Source organism: Sphingomonas sp. Leaf343 (assembly GCF_001423765.1).
In the GTDB taxonomy this organism is placed as follows: Bacteria; Pseudomonadota; Alphaproteobacteria; order Sphingomonadales; family Sphingomonadaceae; genus Sphingomonas.
In genome coordinates this window covers 141,653-157,556 of sequence record NZ_LMPG01000010.1, presented here as the reverse complement: position 1 = coordinate 157,556, position 15,904 = coordinate 141,653, and the positions used below count along the sequence as shown (strand labels likewise).

General features: G+C 65.4%; 19 protein-coding genes and 1 tRNA gene. 11 read left to right on the top strand and 9 right to left on the bottom strand.

Features of this window, described 5'->3' with window-relative positions:
* Positions 1 to 5: 5 nt before the first annotated feature.
* Both ASG07_RS06000 and ASG07_RS17465 read right to left on the bottom strand, forming a co-directional pair.
* A complete protein-coding gene (locus tag ASG07_RS06000) occupies positions 6 to 263 on the bottom strand; it encodes a hypothetical protein (protein WP_055843526.1) in 258 nt (85 codons plus the stop codon).
* A 1-nt stretch (position 264) separates the two neighbouring features.
* Positions 265 to 426 (bottom strand): hypothetical protein, encoded by a 162-nt coding sequence (locus ASG07_RS17465; RefSeq protein WP_168377312.1) that lies wholly within the window; start codon positions 424 to 426, stop codon positions 265 to 267.
* A gap of 152 nt (positions 427 to 578) precedes the next feature.
* Between ASG07_RS17465 and ASG07_RS05995 the strand changes: the two genes are divergently transcribed.
* The 6 genes from ASG07_RS05995 to ASG07_RS05970 all read left to right on the top strand — a co-directional run bounded on the left by ASG07_RS05995 (position 579) and on the right by ASG07_RS05970 (position 7,782).
* Positions 579 to 663: transfer RNA gene (locus ASG07_RS05995), tRNA-Leu, on the top strand.
* Between the two features lie 68 nt (positions 664 to 731).
* Positions 732 to 2,390 (top strand): trigger factor, encoded by a 1,659-nt coding sequence (gene tig / locus ASG07_RS05990; RefSeq protein WP_055843524.1) that lies wholly within the window; start codon positions 732 to 734, stop codon positions 2,388 to 2,390.
* 32 nt (positions 2,391 to 2,422) lie between these two features.
* Positions 2,423 to 3,364 carry a glycosyltransferase family 2 protein gene (locus tag ASG07_RS05985; RefSeq protein WP_236694573.1) on the top strand — a complete coding sequence of 314 codons (942 nt, stop codon included), beginning with the start codon at positions 2,423 to 2,425 and terminating at the stop codon, positions 3,362 to 3,364.
* A 56-nt stretch (positions 3,365 to 3,420) separates the two neighbouring features.
* A complete protein-coding gene (locus ASG07_RS05980; RefSeq protein ID WP_055843520.1) occupies positions 3,421 to 4,110 on the top strand; it encodes an ATP-dependent Clp protease proteolytic subunit in 690 nt (229 codons plus the stop codon).
* A gap of 130 nt (positions 4,111 to 4,240) precedes the next feature.
* On the top strand, positions 4,241 to 5,509 hold the full coding sequence (clpX, locus tag ASG07_RS05975; protein ID WP_055843518.1) for an ATP-dependent Clp protease ATP-binding subunit ClpX: 1,269 nt from the start codon (positions 4,241 to 4,243) through the stop codon (positions 5,507 to 5,509).
* 176 nt (positions 5,510 to 5,685) lie between these two features.
* Entirely contained in the window at positions 5,686 to 7,782 is a 2,097-nt protein-coding gene (locus tag ASG07_RS05970; protein ID WP_055843517.1) for a beta-galactosidase, read from the top strand.
* A gap of 295 nt (positions 7,783 to 8,077) precedes the next feature.
* Here ASG07_RS05970 and rplI read toward each other — a convergent pair whose 3' ends face one another.
* From rplI to ASG07_RS05950, 4 genes are all read right to left on the bottom strand, one after another.
* Entirely contained in the window at positions 8,078 to 8,686 is a 609-nt protein-coding gene (rplI, locus tag ASG07_RS05965; protein ID WP_055843515.1) for a 50S ribosomal protein L9, read from the bottom strand.
* Between the two features lie 12 nt (positions 8,687 to 8,698).
* Positions 8,699 to 8,923 (bottom strand): 30S ribosomal protein S18, encoded by a 225-nt coding sequence (gene rpsR / locus ASG07_RS05960; RefSeq protein ID WP_007403456.1) that lies wholly within the window; start codon positions 8,921 to 8,923, stop codon positions 8,699 to 8,701.
* Positions 8,923 to 9,363, bottom strand: a complete 441-nt coding sequence (gene rpsF / locus ASG07_RS05955) for a 30S ribosomal protein S6 (RefSeq protein ID WP_055843513.1) — start codon at positions 9,361 to 9,363, stop codon at positions 8,923 to 8,925. Before rpsF ends, rpsR begins: the two co-directional genes overlap by 1 nt.
* A 154-nt stretch (positions 9,364 to 9,517) precedes the next feature.
* Complete coding sequence (locus tag ASG07_RS05950; RefSeq protein WP_156361763.1) at positions 9,518 to 9,901, bottom strand: RcnB family protein; 384 nt, start codon at positions 9,899 to 9,901, stop codon at positions 9,518 to 9,520.
* A gap of 193 nt (positions 9,902 to 10,094) precedes the next feature.
* Here ASG07_RS05950 and fabD point away from each other — a divergent pair, with 193 nt between their 5' ends.
* A complete protein-coding gene (gene fabD / locus ASG07_RS05945; protein WP_055843508.1) occupies positions 10,095 to 11,054 on the top strand; it encodes an ACP S-malonyltransferase in 960 nt (319 codons plus the stop codon).
* A gap of 4 nt (positions 11,055 to 11,058) precedes the next feature.
* Here the strand turns inward: fabD and ASG07_RS17160 are convergent, their stop codons facing one another.
* Together ASG07_RS17160 and ASG07_RS17155 are read right to left on the bottom strand one after the other, a co-directional pair.
* Positions 11,059 to 11,448, bottom strand: a complete 390-nt coding sequence (locus ASG07_RS17160) for a hypothetical protein (protein WP_156361762.1) — start codon at positions 11,446 to 11,448, stop codon at positions 11,059 to 11,061.
* 17 nt (positions 11,449 to 11,465) lie between these two features.
* The gene (locus tag ASG07_RS17155) at positions 11,466 to 11,726 is read right to left on the bottom strand and encodes a hypothetical protein (RefSeq protein WP_156361761.1); all 261 of its coding nucleotides are present in this window, start codon (positions 11,724 to 11,726) and stop codon (positions 11,466 to 11,468) included.
* A 64-nt stretch (positions 11,727 to 11,790) separates the two neighbouring features.
* On the opposite strand from ASG07_RS17155, the gene fabG reads away from it, so the two are divergent.
* From fabG to mltG, 4 genes are all read left to right on the top strand, one after another.
* Entirely contained in the window at positions 11,791 to 12,528 is a 738-nt protein-coding gene (gene fabG, locus ASG07_RS05935; protein WP_055843505.1) for a 3-oxoacyl-[acyl-carrier-protein] reductase, read from the top strand.
* 115 nt (positions 12,529 to 12,643) lie between these two features.
* Positions 12,644 to 12,880, top strand: a complete 237-nt coding sequence (locus ASG07_RS05930; RefSeq protein WP_055843503.1) for an acyl carrier protein — start codon at positions 12,644 to 12,646, stop codon at positions 12,878 to 12,880.
* Between the two features lie 103 nt (positions 12,881 to 12,983).
* Positions 12,984 to 14,243, top strand: coding sequence for a beta-ketoacyl-ACP synthase II (fabF, locus tag ASG07_RS05925; protein WP_055843501.1), 1,260 nt, complete (start codon positions 12,984 to 12,986; stop codon positions 14,241 to 14,243).
* Between the two features lie 4 nt (positions 14,244 to 14,247).
* Positions 14,248 to 15,213, top strand: coding sequence for an endolytic transglycosylase MltG (mltG, locus tag ASG07_RS05920; protein WP_055843499.1), 966 nt, complete (start codon positions 14,248 to 14,250; stop codon positions 15,211 to 15,213).
* A gap of 98 nt (positions 15,214 to 15,311) precedes the next feature.
* Here mltG and eda read toward each other — a convergent pair whose 3' ends face one another.
* Complete coding sequence (gene eda, locus ASG07_RS05915) at positions 15,312 to 15,896, bottom strand: bifunctional 4-hydroxy-2-oxoglutarate aldolase/2-dehydro-3-deoxy-phosphogluconate aldolase (RefSeq protein ID WP_055843969.1); 585 nt, start codon at positions 15,894 to 15,896, stop codon at positions 15,312 to 15,314.
* Positions 15,897 to 15,904 lie beyond the last annotated feature (8 nt).

Sequence of the window (15,904 nt, the reverse complement as noted above, 5' to 3'; positions counted from 1 at the left end):
TCCGGTCATTGTTGATCGAGATCCTGATTGCGGACCACGCCACCCGTACCGCCGACGCCATCATGCTCACCGGTCGAGGTAAAGGTTTCAGGCTCCGGTCCGCCTTCGCCGCGTTCCACGGCGTCTGATCGTGCCTTTACGGCCTGCTCGATATCGCTACGCGCGTCATCGTCGCGCCGTTCCGGCGGGGTTTCCGGATCGGTACCGACATGATCCTCGGGACGACTTTCGCCCCGTTGGTCGAGATGTCGCTGGTCCGCCATGTCAGATCTCCGCCGGTTGAGACGTGCCCGGATCTCCGGCAGGCGTTCCGGGCGACGGCTGGTCGAAATCGGGGCCGGGGGGCGTAATCTCGGGCGGCGGGGCATCGGGCTGCACCGGCTGTGGCGTGGGTACGGGGCTTTCGGGTGGGGGCTGGGTCGCCATTCTGCTCTCCTTGGATCGAATAAACGCCGCTCGACCTTTCCGGGTTGCGTGTGCCGCTTGCTCCGAACCGCCGCACTGGTATAGACGCGCGCCCAAGGGGACCGCTGGAAAGTCGTACTTTACAGCGGACACTCAACGGCGGGTCCAAGATTGCGGGCGTGGCGGAACTGGTAGACGCAGCAGGTTTAGGTCCTGCCATCGCAAGATGTGGGGGTTCGAGTCCCTTCGCCCGCACCAGTCCCGCCCTGCGCGCAGGGGCGGGAAGCCAACGAAATTCATTCGATCCTCAAGATCAAAGGCCGAAGATGCAGACTGTCGAGACGTTGAACGAGGGCCTGAAGCGCGCCTACACGCTGACCATCACCGCCAAGGATATCGACGCCAAGGTCGATGCCGAGGTCAAGCGCGTTGCGCCGCAGGTCCGTATGCCCGGCTTCCGTCCCGGCAAGGTACCGGTCAATCTGGTGCGCAAGATGCACGGCGAGGCGCTGACGCAGGACGCGCTCAACGCGGCGGTTCAGGAAGGCGTGCAGAGCCTGCTCGCCGAGAAGGCGCTGCGTCCGGCCATGCAGCCGACCGTCGCGCTCGGCGACGATTACGCGCCCGGCAAGGATGTCGAGTTGAAGGTCGAGCTGGAGGTCCTGCCGGACGTGCCGACGCCCGCGATCGACGGTCTGAAGCTGGAGCGGCTGACGATCCCCGTCGCCGACGAAGCGGTCGACGAGCAGCTAAAGAAGTTCGCCGACCAGCAGAAGCGCTGGGACGATGCCGGTGACAAGGCGGCGGAGCAGGGCGATCTCGTCACCGTCGATTTCGTCGGCAAGACCGAGGACGGCGTCGCGTTCGAGGGCGGTACCGGCACCGATATGGGCGTCGAGATCGGCGCGGGTCGCCTGATCCCCGGTTTCGAGGACCAGCTGGTCGGTGCGAAGACCGGTGAGGAGCGCCAGTTGGCGGTGACCTTCCCGGAGGATTACGGTGCCAAGGAACTCGCCGGCAAGCCCGCGACGTTCGACATCGTCGTGAAGTCGGTGAAGACCGCGGCCGAAAGCACGATCGACGACGAGCTGGCGACCTCGCTCGGGCTGGAAAGCCTGGAGCAGCTTCGCGGCTTGCTGAAGGGGCAGATCGAGCAGGAGCATAACGGGCTGACGCGCACGCACATGAAGCGCAAGTTGCTCGACCAGCTGGCCGAAGGTCACGACTTCTCGGTGCCGCCGTCGATGGTCGAGGCGGAGTTCGCGCAGATCTGGCAGCAGCTGGAACATGAGACGACGCATGAGGCCGATCCGGCGGCGGCGCTCGCCGAAATGGAAAACGACCGCGACGATTACCGCAAAATCGCCGAGCGGCGCGTGCGCCTCGGCCTGTTGCTGTCGGAGATCGGCCAGGCGAACGGCATCGAGGTGACGCAGCAGGAGATGCAGCGCCTCATCATGCAGGCGGCTCAGCAATATGGCGCGGAGGATCGCCAGAAGTTCATCCAGTATGTCCAGCAGGAGCCGATGGCGGCCGCCCAGCTGCGCGCGCCTTTGTACGAGGACAAGGTCGTCGACTTCCTGTTCGAGAAGGCGGAGGTCACCGACCGCGAGTCGACGCGCGAGGAACTGGAAGCCGCGATCGAGAGCGAGGACGGTTTCGCGACCGGGACGCATGTCCACGACCACGACCACGACCACGACCACGATCATGACCACAAGCCGAAGAAGAAGGCCGCCAAAAAGAAGGCCGATGTCGAAACCGTGACGGACGAGGCTCCGGCCGCCGAATCCGCGGACGAGGCACCGAAGCCCGCCAAGAAGCCGGCTGCCAAGAAGAAGGCGGCGGCTCCGGTCGAAGCGGAGACGGCCGTGACCGGGTCCGCGCCGGAAGCGGCCGAGAACGCGGAAGGCACCGAGGCAGCCGATGCGGTCCCGGCGAAGAAGCCGCGCGCGAAGAAGCCGAAGGCCGACACAGCCGAGTGATCGACCAGCGAGGGGCAGCAGGGCGGATGGCCGTGGCCGATGCGGTCGGCGTAACGATCGCCGTGCTGCTCCCCTGTTACAACGAGGAAGCCGCGATCGCCCAGACGATCGCCGGCTTCCGCGCCGCGTTGCCCGGCGCGGCGATCTACGTCTACGACAACAACAGCACCGATCGCACGGTCGAGGTCGCCCGTGGGGCCGGCGCGGTCGTCCGGCGCGAACGGATTCAGGGCAAGGGCGCGGTCGTCCGGCGCATGTTCGCCGATGTCGATGCCGACGTGTACGTGATGGCGGACGGCGACGCGACCTACGATGCCGCCTCCGCGCCGGCGCTGGTCGATCGCCTGCTCGCCGAACAGCTCGACATGATCGTCGGCAGCCGGATCAGCCAGGTGCAGGAATCCTACCGGCGCGGCCACCGGTTCGGCAATGCGCTGCTGACCGGGATGCTCGCGCGGCTGTTCGGGCGCAGCTTCACCGACATCCTGTCGGGTTATCGCGTCTTTTCGCGTCGCTTCGTGAAGAGCTTTCCGGCGTTGTCGGCCGGCTTCGAAATCGAGACGGAGATCAGCGTCCACGCGCTCGAACTGCGGATGCCCTGCGCGGAGGTGGAGACGCCTTATTACGCGCGGCCAGAGGGTTCCGCGTCGAAGCTTAGCACATATGGCGATGGCTGGCGCATCCTGTCGACGATCCTGACGCTCTATCGCATCGAACGGCCGATCCTGTATTTCGGAACGCTCGGCGGCCTGCTCGCACTGATCGCGGTCGCGCTCGCGGTGCCTTTGGCATTGACCTATGCAGCGACCGGACTGGTGCCGCGCTTCCCGACCGCGATCCTCGTCACCGGACTGGGGATCGTCGCCGCACTGTGCCTGTTCGCCGGCCTGATCCTCGACACGGTCGTTCGGGGGAGGCGCGAAGTGCGCCGGCTGTTCTACCTCGCGCAACCGGCACCGCCCGGCGGGGCTTGAACTCCCCGGCAGGGCGCGCGACATAGCGTGTTCTTCAGGGCATCAGAGAGTATCCCATGCACAATCCGTTCGAGACCGGCGATTTCGCGAGCCCGCTGATGAGCGCCGGCCTCGGCCTGCATCAGACCCAGGCGGGTCTGGTTCCCATCGTCATCGAACAGTCGAACCGCGGCGAGCGTTCCTTCGACATCTTCTCGCGCCTGCTGCGTGAGCGGATCATCTTCGTGACGGGCGGCGTCGAGGACGGCATGGCCAGCCTCATCACCGCGCAGCTGCTCTTCCTCGAGTCCGAGAACCCGAAGAAGGACATCTTCATGTACATCAACTCGCCGGGCGGCGTCGTCACGGCGGGCATGGCGATCCACGACACGATGCAATACATCCGGCCCCGCGTCGGCACGGTCTGCGTCGGTCAGGCGGCGTCGATGGGCAGCTTCCTGCTGGCGGCCGGCGAGCCGGGCATGCGCGTCGCGCTGACCAACGCGCGCATCATGATCCACCAGCCTTCGGGCGGTGCGCAGGGCATGGCCGCGGACATCGAGATCCAGGCGCGAGAGATTCTGCGGATGCGGCATGACCTGAATACGCTGTACGCCAAGTACACCGGCAAACCGCTGGAGGAGATCGAGCGGGCGATGGATCGCGACAAGTTCATGTCGACCGAGGAGGCCAAGGCGTTCGGCCTGATCGACGAGGTATTCGACAAGCGGCCGATGCCGTCGGAGGATATGGCTGCGGCGGCCTGATCCCTCGCAGCGGCGGGACGATGTTAACGACCCGCCGCTACGACGTTTTGGCCGTTGTGGTTTGCGCACTGGCCGGGCTACCATGTCCGGCCCATATAGGACGGGGAAACTCGTCCCAAGGAAGGTTTGAATGACGAAGCTGAGCGGTGGCGACTCGAAGAGCACCCTCTACTGCTCGTTCTGCGGCAAGTCGCAGCACGAGGTGCGCAAGCTGATCGCGGGTCCCACCGTATTCATCTGCGACGAGTGCGTGGAGCTTTGCAACGACATCATCCGTGAGGAGACGAAGTCAGCGTTGGTGTCCAAGAAGGACGGCGGCGTGCCGACCCCGCAGGAGATCTGCAATGTCCTCGACGATTACGTCATCGGGCAGAAGCAGGCCAAGCGCGTGCTCTCCGTGGCGGTCCACAACCACTACAAGCGCCTGAACCACGGTGCGAAGGGCGCGGACGTCGAACTCGCCAAGTCCAACATCCTGCTCGTCGGGCCGACCGGCTGCGGCAAGACGCTGCTGGCACAGACGCTGGCCCGCATCCTCGACGTGCCGTTCACGATGGCGGACGCGACGACGCTGACCGAGGCCGGTTATGTCGGCGAGGATGTCGAGAATATCATCCTGAAGCTGTTGCAGGCGAGCGACTATAACGTCGAGCGGGCGCAGCGCGGCATCGTCTATATCGACGAGATCGACAAGATCAGCCGCAAGGCCGAGAACCCGTCGATTACCCGCGACGTGTCGGGTGAGGGCGTGCAGCAGGCGCTGCTCAAGCTGATGGAGGGCACCACCGCGAGCGTACCGCCGCAGGGTGGTCGCAAACATCCGCAGCAGGAGTTCCTGCAGGTCGACACGACGAACATCCTGTTCATCTGCGGCGGTGCGTTCAGCGGGCTGGAGAAGATCATCGGCGACCGCCTTCAGGGCAAGTCGATCGGCTTCGGTGCCTATGTCGCCAGCCCGGAGGAGCGCCGTACCGGCGATGTGTTGCGCTCGACCGAACCGGAAGATCTGCTGAAGTTCGGCCTGATCCCCGAATTCGTCGGTCGTCTGCCGGTGATCGCGACACTGGAGGATCTCGACGTCAGCGCGCTGGTGAAGATCCTGAAGGAGCCGAAGAACGCACTGGTCAAGCAGTACCAGAAACTGTTTGAGATGGAGCAGGTCGACCTTGGCTTCACCGACGACGCGCTGGTGTCGGTGGCCAAAAAGGGAATCGAGCGCAAGACCGGCGCCCGGGGCCTACGCTCGATTCTGGAGGCGATCCTGCTCGACACGATGTTCGACCTGCCTGGCATGGATGGCGTCGACGAGGTGATGATCGACAAGGACGTGGTGGAGGGCCGCAAGGAACCCATCCGCGTCTATGCCGAGAAGAAGCAGAAGGACGGCGCCGCGGCCTGATCGTCGCGTCCGGACCGGATGGCCTGGAGGCCGGATCGTCGTTGGGCGGTCCGGCCTTCGTCGTTCGAGCTTGGGACGTTCGGCCGGGATGGGGACAGGCGCGGTGAGGCATCAATACTTCGCCGTTGCCGGACCGTTGCGAGCCTATATACTCCGACTAAAGCGGAGAGGCTAATATGGGCAGGTCAGGATTATTCAAGCGGTCGGTTGCGGCCCTGCTGCTCGCCACGGGCGTCGTTGCGCCGTCGCAGGCGCAGCTCTCCGACACCATCCTCTACGGCGTCGCCTATTATGACGAATACACCCCCGTAGACCGTGTCGAGGACGATGCGCGGATGATGAAGGCGGCCGGGATTACCGTCGTCCGCATCGCCGAATCTACTTGGGGCACACTGGAGCGGCAGCCTGGCGTGTTCGACTTCCGCCATGTCGACAGGATGCTGGCGGCGATGCACCGTCAGGGGATCAGGGTCATCGTCGGCACGCCGACCTATGCCGTGCCGACCTGGCTGGCGCGCGAACATCCCAATGTGCTGGCGGTCACGCCGCGGGGACGGGAGGAATATGGCCGCCGCCAGAATATGGACATCACCGATCCGGACTATCGCGCCGCATCCGAACGCGTGATCGTCGCGCTGATCGATCATGTGAAGGATCATCCCGCCGTCATCGGCTACCAGCTCGATAACGAGACCAAGGCCTATAACACCAGCGGCCCCAACGTGCAGGCCGCCTTCGTCGCATCAATGAAGGCAAAATGGCTTAGCCTCGATGCGATGAACGCGGCATACGGCCTCGACTACTGGAGCAACCGTATCAACCGGTGGGAGGATTTCCCCTCCGTCAACGGATCGATCAATGCCAGCCTGTCGAACGCCTTCGCCGCATTCCAGCGCAGCCTCGTCACCGATTTTCTGACATGGCAGGCGAAGCTGGTCCGCGCCCATGCCCGCCCCGGCCAGTTCCTGACCCAGAATTTCGATCTCGGCTGGCGCGGCTATTCGTACGGCATCCAGCCGGAGGTGGATCACTGGAAATCCGCCCGCCCGCTCGATATCGCCGGCATCGACATCTATCATCCCAGTCAGGACAAGCTGACCGGCGCGGAGATCGCGTTCGGCGGCGACGTGACGCGGTCGATGCGGAACGGCCAGAATTATCTGGTGCTGGAGACGGAGGCGCAGGGATTCCCGCACTGGACGCCCTATCCGGGTCAGTTGCGCTTGCAGGCGTTCAGCCATCTTGCATCGGGTGCGCAGATGGTCGCCTACTGGCACTGGGCGACGACCGCCAATGCGATCGAAACCTATTGGCGCGGATTGCTGTCGCAGGATTACAAGCCGAACGCCGTCTATCGGGAAGCATCGACGGTCGGGGCCGATCTGAAGCGGATCGGCCCCAGGCTGGCTGGCATGACCAAGCACAACCGCGTCGCCATCTATGTCAGCAACACCGCGCTCAGCGCGTTCGACTCGTTCAAACCGGATGGCGGCGTCGACTATAATCAGGTGCTGCGCCCGTTCTACGATGCGCTGTACCGGATGAACGTGGAGGTCGACATCCTGTCGCCGGACTCCACGACGTCGCTGGACGATTACAAGCTGATCCTGGTGCCTGCGCTCTATGCCGCGAGCGATGCCGAGATCGGCAAGCTCAACGCCTATGCCAAACGCGGCGGGCATCTGCTCTACACCTTCAAGAGCGGCTTCTCGGACGAGAACACCAAGGTCCGCTACGCTACGCAGCCCGGCGCAATCGCGGAGGCGGCGGGCGTCAGCTATCAACAGTTCACGATCCCCGAAGGCGTATCGCTGGAGGGCGATCCGTTCGCCGTCGGCGACGAGGGCAATACCGCCCGCTGGTGGATGGAGATGCTGACGCCGACCACCGCGAAAGTCATCGCCCGCTACAAGCATCCGTCATGGCCCGGCTATGCCGCGATGACGCGCAACGACTGGGGCAAGGGCGAGGTCAGCTATATCGGCTTCATGCCGAGCGATGCGTTGATCGAGAAGATCGTCGCCGGTGAGGTCGAGCGCGCGGGCGTACAGCCGTCCCTGCCGGGCGTCCGTTTTCCGGTGATCGCGCGCGGCGGCACGCTGAAGAACGGACACCACGTCACCTACATCCTCAATTATTCCGCCACGCCGCAAAACGTGACACCCGCGGTCGCTGGTACGGAATTGCTGCGATCGGGCAAGATCGTACCAGGCCAGCCGATCACGCTCGCGCCATGGGACGTCGCGATCATCGAAGAGGGTGCTGCACGATAGGTCCAACGATAGGGGGCAATCCTGCTGGCTCCCCTCCGCAGGAGTGGGATGGGGGCATCCCCGAGTATCGGCACCCGCAAAATAGTCCGACCACGTCGGTTCGCCGCAGACTGGATCGAAAGAGGCGACCGGCGCGAGGGCTTCGTGTCCGATGCCGTCACCCGGCGGATCCGGGGAATGACCGTGTCCCGGGGCCGTGTTTGGCAAATAGTCTCAACGCCGGTGCGAAACGAAAAAGGCCGCCCGGATCACTCCGGGCGGCCTGTTCGTCAGACAAGGGCTGGCGCGAAGGCGATCAGCCCTGCGCCTGCTCCCCGTCCGCGCGTGCGTCGTCGGACTGGACCTCGGCGGTCGCGCCCGGCTCGGCGTTCGGATCGTAATCCTCGGTGAAGCCAGCTTCGTCACGCTCGAACATCGAAGCCATGACGTCGACGCCCTGCGCCTGCATCTCGGCCTCTTCGGGCGAACGGGCGACGTTGACCTTGACGGTCACCGACACTTCCGGGTGCAGCGCGACCTTGATGTCGTACACGCCGATCGACTTGATCGGCTTGTCGAGGACGATCTGGTTCTTGGCGACCTTGTGGCCGTCGGCTTCCAGAACCTCGATCAGATCGCGCACCGCGACCGAGCCGTACAGCTGGCCGGTGTTCGACGCCTGACGGATCAGGACGACGGAGGCGTCCTTGAACGATCCGGCGTCCTTTTCGGCGTCCGACCGGCGCGAGGCGTTGTCGGCCTCGATGCGGGCGCGGTTCGCCTCGAACACCTTCCTGTTCGACTCGTTGGCGCGCAGCGCCTTCTTGCGCGGCAGAAGGAAGTTGCGGGCGAACCCGTCCTTCACCGTCACCACGTCGCCGATGGCGCCGAGCTTCTCGACGCGCTCAAGCAGAATAACGTCCATGTTCCGGACTCCTTACTTCACGACGTAGGGCAGGAGGCCCAGATGACGCGCGCGCTTGATCGCCTGGGCGAGTTCGCGCTGCTTCTTGGCACTCACCGAAGTGATGCGCGACGGCACGATCTTGCCACGCTCGGACACGAAGCCCTGCAGCAGACGGACGTCCTTATAGTCGATCCGGGGCGCATCCTTCGCGGAGAAGGGGCAGCTCTTGCGACGACGGAAAAACGGGCGAGCCATTATGCGGCCTCCTCTTCACGGTCACGACGGGGCGCACGGTCGCCACGATCCGGGCGGTCGCCACGCGGGCCGCCGTCACGGCCACCCTCGCGGTCGCCACGACGCTCGCGGTCGCGTTCCTGCTTGCGCATCATCGCCGACGGGCCTTCTTCCAGCTCGTCCACGCGGACGGTCATGAAGCGGATCACGTCTTCGTTGATCTGGGTCTGGCGCTCCAGCTCGGCGACCACGCCCGCGGGCGCATCGATCTCGAGCATGACGTAATGCGCCTTGCGGTTCTTGGCGATCTTGTACGCCAGCGAACGGAGGCCCCAGGTCTCGGTCTTCACGACCTTGCCCTGATTGTCCTGCACGATCTTGGTGGCGGCTTCCGCCAGCGCGTCCACCTGCGCCTGTGCCAGATCCTGGCGCGCAAGGAACACGTGCTCGTATAGAGCCATGTCTTACCTTCATGTTGGCCGATCGCTGACGCCGCCCCGTGCGGTCGCCCCTCCGGCTGTCTTTCATACGGAAAGGGTGGGAAGCGATGCTCCCCACCCGATCTGTCGTCGTCCCTATACGAACGGTGCCGAAAGGCAAGCTCTACCCGCTCCCTTACCGAATGGCTCCGGCGATCACGGCGGCGATCACGCCGCTGGCGACGGCGACCAGCACCGCGTCGTTCCCCGACTGATAGTAGCGATAGCCGCGCGGCGGCGCGCGCAGGCCGCGATACTGGCGATAGTCGATCTGGCGATAGTTGCGCGCATAGCGGCGGTCGAACCGCTCGCCCTTGCGCCAGTGGCGGTACTGGTTGGCACGGTAGCCGGGCTGATGGCGGACGACCGTGCGCTTCGTCACGACGGTCCTGCCGTTCCCGCGTTCGCGCACCACGGTGGTTTCGCGGCGCTGCTGCGCGGGGGCGGCTTCGGCGGCGCTGGCAAGCACCGGGCCAGCGGCGATCGTCGCGGCAAGGGCGGTGAGGAGGAACTTCTTCATGATCTGTCTCCCGATAATCCGGCGCCGTATCTCCCGGCGTCGGCAGCAGAAATAGAACCCGATTGTCGCAGACCTATCGAGCCGGACGCCCGAAATGGTCGCGATCTGTCGCAGTCCGGTCAGGATCGTTCAGGTTGCCTCGTTCCGCCGCTGGCCGTAATGCCGCCCGCTTCACGGACATCAGGAGAGGCCGATGCGCGCGTTCATCTTTCCGGGACAGGGTAGCCAGGCGGTCGGCATGGGCAAGGTGCTGAACGACGCCAGTCCCGCCGCCCGCGCGGTGTTTCAGGAGGTCGATGAGGCGCTGGGCCAGCATCTGTTCCGGCTGATGACTGACGGTCCCGCGGACGAGCTGACGCTGACGGAGAACGCCCAGCCCGCGATCATGGCGAACGCGCTGGCGACGCTGGCGGTGCTGGAGCGGGAGGCCGGCGTCAGCCTGTCCGACAAGGCGGATTACGTCGCGGGTCATTCGTTGGGCGAATACAGCGCGCTGGCGGCGGCTAAGGCATTCGACCTGCCGACCACGGCCCGCCTGCTGAAGCTGCGCGGTCGCGCGATGCAGGCTGCGGTGCCGGTGGGCGAGGGGGCGATGGCGGCGCTGCTCGGAGCCGATCTCGACAAGGCGCGGACGATCGCCGGCGCAGCGGTCGATGCGATCCTGGCGGAGGGCGGTGAGGAACTTGTCTGCACCGTGGCCAACGACAACGATCCGTCGCAGGTGGTGATCTCCGGCCACCGCGCCGCCGTCGAACGCGCGGTGGCGCTGGCAAAAGAACTCGGTGCCAAGCGTGCGGTGTTGCTGCCCGTTTCCGCCCCGTTCCACTGCCCGCTGATGCAGCCCGCCGCAGACGTCATGGACGCGGCGCTGGCGGAGGCCAGCATCTCCGCGCCGCTGGTTCCCGTCTTCGCCAATGTCGATGCGGTGGCGATCGCGGATCCCGGCGCGATCCGCGTCGCTCTGGTTCAGCAGGTCACCGGCATGGTGCGCTGGCGTGAGTCGGTGCTGGCGATGGCGGCGGCGGGCGTGACCCAGTTCGTCGAGTTCGGTGGCAAGGTCCTCACCCCAATGGTCAAGCGCATTGCCCCCGACGTCGACGCGATCAGTATCGTGACGATGAACGACATCGAGGATTTCGTCGGCAAATCGTAATCATCTACGATGCCCCCGCATCCTTTGCGGTTCGTGCGCCGAAGTAGAATCCGACGACGGAGCTGAACAGTGTCACGACCGGTCCAAACACCACGTTCATCAGGCGCATCAGACGATCGGCGTCCGCCGCCGTGTCGGCCGTGACCGCCGCAATCATCACACCCGGTTCCGTCGTTCGCGGCATCACTGCCCCGTTTATCGTAAACAGCTGAATAAATGACAATATCACCACAACCGAGAGCAACAACAGCAGAAGGTAGCTTACCCATTTCCGGGTCATGCTGTCGGGAGTGTCATTCGTCGGGGGAGTGTAGTTGACGATCGCCGAAACATTCCGGGCAGCAGGATCAGGCGTCTCACTGTCCAGGTTTGCAGTGGGCTCTCCGATCGCCATAATACCCCTCCCTCGTGTCAGATCGCTACATCTTTTGTACCGTTCTTGCCACTGATGAGGACCTTACTGCCGCTATTGACGGCTTCGGTCAAAAACTTTTGCGTTCCAAGCGCCATTCTCAACATGTCGCCGGTTGAAACTCCGCGCTTCTTTGCAGTATCCCGCAGAAATTCAAGGACATCAGGTGGCAGCATAACAGTGGTAGCCTGAAGGCCCACATCATTGCCGACCGATTGAACCTTGATGGCTTCGGCGATCGCGGCATCTGGGTTTTGCATTGGTCTTTGGCCTCCTAGCCGGTTTCTTATATAGACATTCCACACGGGAAGGAAAATAGGTTCCATGTTCGATCTTACAGGCATGACCGCCCTCGTTACAGGGGCGTCCGGCGGGATCGGCTCCGCCATCGCGCGGGCGCTGGCGGCGCAGGGGGCACGGCTGGCGGTGTCGGGGTCCAATGTCGCCAAGCTGGAGGCGTTTCTGGAGACGCTGGACGGCGATCACGTCGCGCTGGCGTGCGACCTGTCCGATGCCGCGCAGGTCGATGCGCTGGTGCCGCAGGCGGTGGAGAAACTCGGCCGGCTCGACATTCTCGTCAACAACGCCGGCGTCACGCGCGACAATCTCGCGATGCGGATGAAGGACGAGGAGTGGGACACCGTCATCCGCGTCAATCTGGAGGCGGCGTTCCGCCTGATCCGCGCATCGGCCAAGCCGATGATGAAGGCGCGGTTCGGCCGCGTCGTGTCGATCGCCTCCGTCGTCGGCCAGACCGGCAATCCGGGGCAGGCCAATTATGCCGCATCCAAGGCTGGCCTCGTCGGCATGTCCAAGGCGCTGGCGCAGGAACTGGCCGGCCGCAACATCACCGTCAACTGCGTCGCGCCCGGCTTCATCCGGTCCGCAATGACCGACGGCCTGCCCGACGCGCAGAAAGCGGCCCTGACGCAGCGCATTCCCGCCGGCGACCTTGGCACGGGCGACGACATTGCCGCCGCCGTCGTGTACCTTGCCAGCCGGGAGGCGGGCTACGTCACCGGTCAGACGATCCACGTCAACGGCGGCATGGCGATGGTCTGACGCCGTTTCCCGCCGTGGATCGTGCGGGATGCGCGCCAGACACGCTCTTGCCAGCGCATCCCCTGCGTTCTACGTGCGTTCAGGAAATCACAACACTCTACGAAGAGGGACTACCATGAGCGAGACCGCCGACCGCGTGAAGAAGATCGTCGTCGAGCATCTCGGCGTCGAGGCCGACAAGGTGACCGAGGACGCGAGCTTCATCGACGATCTGGGCGCAGACAGTCTCGACATCGTCGAGCTGGTGATGGCTTTCGAGGAAGAGTTCGGGGTCGAAATCCCCGATGACGCCGCCGAGAAGATCACGACCGTCAAGGACGCGATCACGTATATCGACGAGCACAAGTCGTAAGATACTGACAGACCCGGCCCAATGGGCAGGGGTTCCGAACGGCTTCCCGTCCCCGCTGAGAGGGCGGGAGGCCGTTTTGGTATGAATGGAACGGAGTAAGAGCATGCGGCGTGTCGTCGTGACCGGATTGGGCCTCGTGACGCCGCTCGGCGCGGACGTCGAGACGGCCTGGGCGAACATATTGGCCGGCAGATCGGGCGCTGGTCCGATCACGCGCTTCGACGCGTCCGACCAGGTGTGCCGCATCGCCTGCGAAGTGAAGCCGGCGGACCATGAATATGGCTTCGACCCCGGCAAGCGCGTCGACCACAAGGTCCAGCGTCAGGTCGACCCCTTCATCGTCTACGGCATCGATGCCGCCGGCCAGGCGCTGGAAGATGCCGGCCTGACCGAGATGACGGTCGAGGAAAGCTGGCGGGCGGGCTGTTCGATCGGCTCGGGCATCGGCGGACTGCCGGGCATCGAGAGCGAGTCGCTGGTGCTGCACCAGAAGGGGCCGCGCCGCGTGTCGCCGCACTTCGTCCACGGCCGGCTCATCAACCTCATCTCCGGTCAGGTGTCGATCAAATACGGCCTGCGCGGGCCGAACCATGCGGTCGTCACCGCCTGCTCGACCGGCGCGCACGCGATCGGCGACGCCGCGCGGATGATCGCGATGGACGATGCCGACGTGATGCTCGCGGGCGGGGCGGAAAGCACGGTCTGTCCGCTCGGCATCGCCGGGTTCGCACAGGCCCGCGCGCTGTCGACGGCGTTCAACGACCAGCCCGAAAAGGCGTCGCGTCCCTACGACAAGGACCGCGACGGCTTCGTGATGGGCGAGGGTGCCGGCATCGTCTGCCTTGAGGAATACGAGCACGCCAAGGCGCGCGGCGCGAAGATCTATGCCGAGGTCATCGGCTACGGCCTGTCGGGCGACGCCTATCACGTCACCGCACCGCATCCGGAGGGCGACGGCGCATTCCGGTCGATGCAGATGGCACTGAAGAAGGCCGGTCTGGAGCCCAAGGACATCGATTATATCAACGCGCACGGCACCTCGACGCCGATGGGCGACGAGCTGGAGCTGGGCGCGGTGCGGCGGCTGTTCGGCGATGCGATGCAGACGGTGTCGATGTCGTCGACCAAATCGGCGATCGGGCATCTGCTCGGCGGGGCCGGCGCGGTGGAATCGATCTTCTGCATCCTCGCGATGCGCGACCAGATCGTGCCGCCGACGCTCAACCTCGACAATCCCAGCGACAGCTGCGTCGGCGTCGATCTGGTGCCGCATGTCGCGAAGAAGCGGTCGGTGAAGGCGGTTTTGAACAACTCGTTCGGCTTCGGCGGCACCAACGCGTCGCTGGTGATGCGCGCGATCTGATCCGATGCGGAAACTCGGCTGCCTCGTTCTGCTGATCGCAGCCCTTGTCGTCGGCGCGCTGGTGGCGACGAACATGTGGGCGGGCGCGGGGCCATCGAACGAGCCACTCGCGGTGATGGTGCCGGAAGGCGCGAGCCTTGCGCGCGCCGCCACCGAATTGGAGAAGGCGGGTGCGATCCGCTCCGCCTACCGGTTCCGGTTGCTCGCGCGCGTGTTCGGCGGCGGCGGGTCGATCAAGGCGGGCGAATATGCGATCCCCGCCGGTGCAAGCCAGTCGGACATCCTGACGTTGCTGGAGGAGGGCAAGGTCCGCCAGCGCTTCGTGGCGGTGCCGGAGGGATACCCGTCCGTACTCGTGCACGACGCGCTCGTTCGCGCCGACGGTTTGAGTGGCGACGTCGCCGTCCCGCGTGAGGGTTCGGTGTTGCCCGACAGCTATGCCTATCAGCGCGGCGATACCCGCGCGGCCGTGGTCGAGCGGATGCAGGCAGCGATGCGCGACTATCTCGCCACCGCCTGGGCGAAGCGCAAGCCCGGGATCGCCGTGACCACGCCCGGACAGGCGATCGTCCTTGCCTCGATTGTCGAGAAGGAAACCGGCAAGCCCGCCGAGCGCCGCACCGTCGCGGCGGTCTATGGCAACCGCTTGCGCCTCGGCATGCCGCTACAGGCGGACCCCACCGTCATCTATCCGCTGACGAAGGGACGCCCGCTCGGCCGCCGCATCCGCGTGTCGGAACTGCGCGCGAAAAACGGCTACAACACCTATGCCAGTCCCGGCCTGCCGGTCGGCCCGATCGCCAATCCCGGCCGCGCCTCGATCGACGCGGTCCTCGACCCGGCGCCCAGCCGGGCGCTGTATTTCGTCGCGGACGGCACCGGCGGGCACGTCTTCGCCGACACCCTGCCGCAGCATAATGCCAACGTGCAGAAATGGTACGCGATCAGGCGCGCGCGCGGCGAGATGTAGCGACTTGGGCTTCTCCGGTCGGCAGGAGCTGGGGGAGGGTTTCGCCGCGAGCGTGTCGCTGGCAGGGAGCCCCTCACAGGAAGCGAGGGAGCCCTGGATCACCCCCGCAATGCCGCCGCCGACCGTGCCTTCGCCTCGACCTCGGCCATCGTGCCGCCGGTCACCCAGCTGCCGCCGACACACTCCACCGGACCGAACGCCAGCCAGCCGGGTGCGGACGCCTCGGTGATGCCGCCGGTCGGGCAGAAGCGGCACTGACCGAACGGTCCTGCGAGCGCCTTCAGCGCCTTCAGGCCGCCGCTCGTCTCCGCGGGGAAGAACTTGAACTCGGTCAGGCCCATGTCCAGCCCGCGCATGATGTCGCCCGCCGTCGCGATGCCGGGCAGGAACGGCACGCCTGAGCGGACGACGACCTCGCCCAGCCGCTCCGACAGACCCGGCGACACGATGAACTCCGCGCCGACGCCCATCACCCGCTCGAACTGGTCGGTATTCACCACCGTGCCAGCCCCGACGATCGCGCCCTCGACCTTCTTCATCTCGACGATGGCGTCGATCGCGGCGGGGGTCCGCATCGTCACTTCCAGCACGCGAAGGCCGCCGGCGACCAGCGCCTCCGCCAGCGGTCTGGCCGTTGCGGCATCGTCGATCACCAGCACGGGGATGACGGCGCTGGTCCGCATGATGTCGA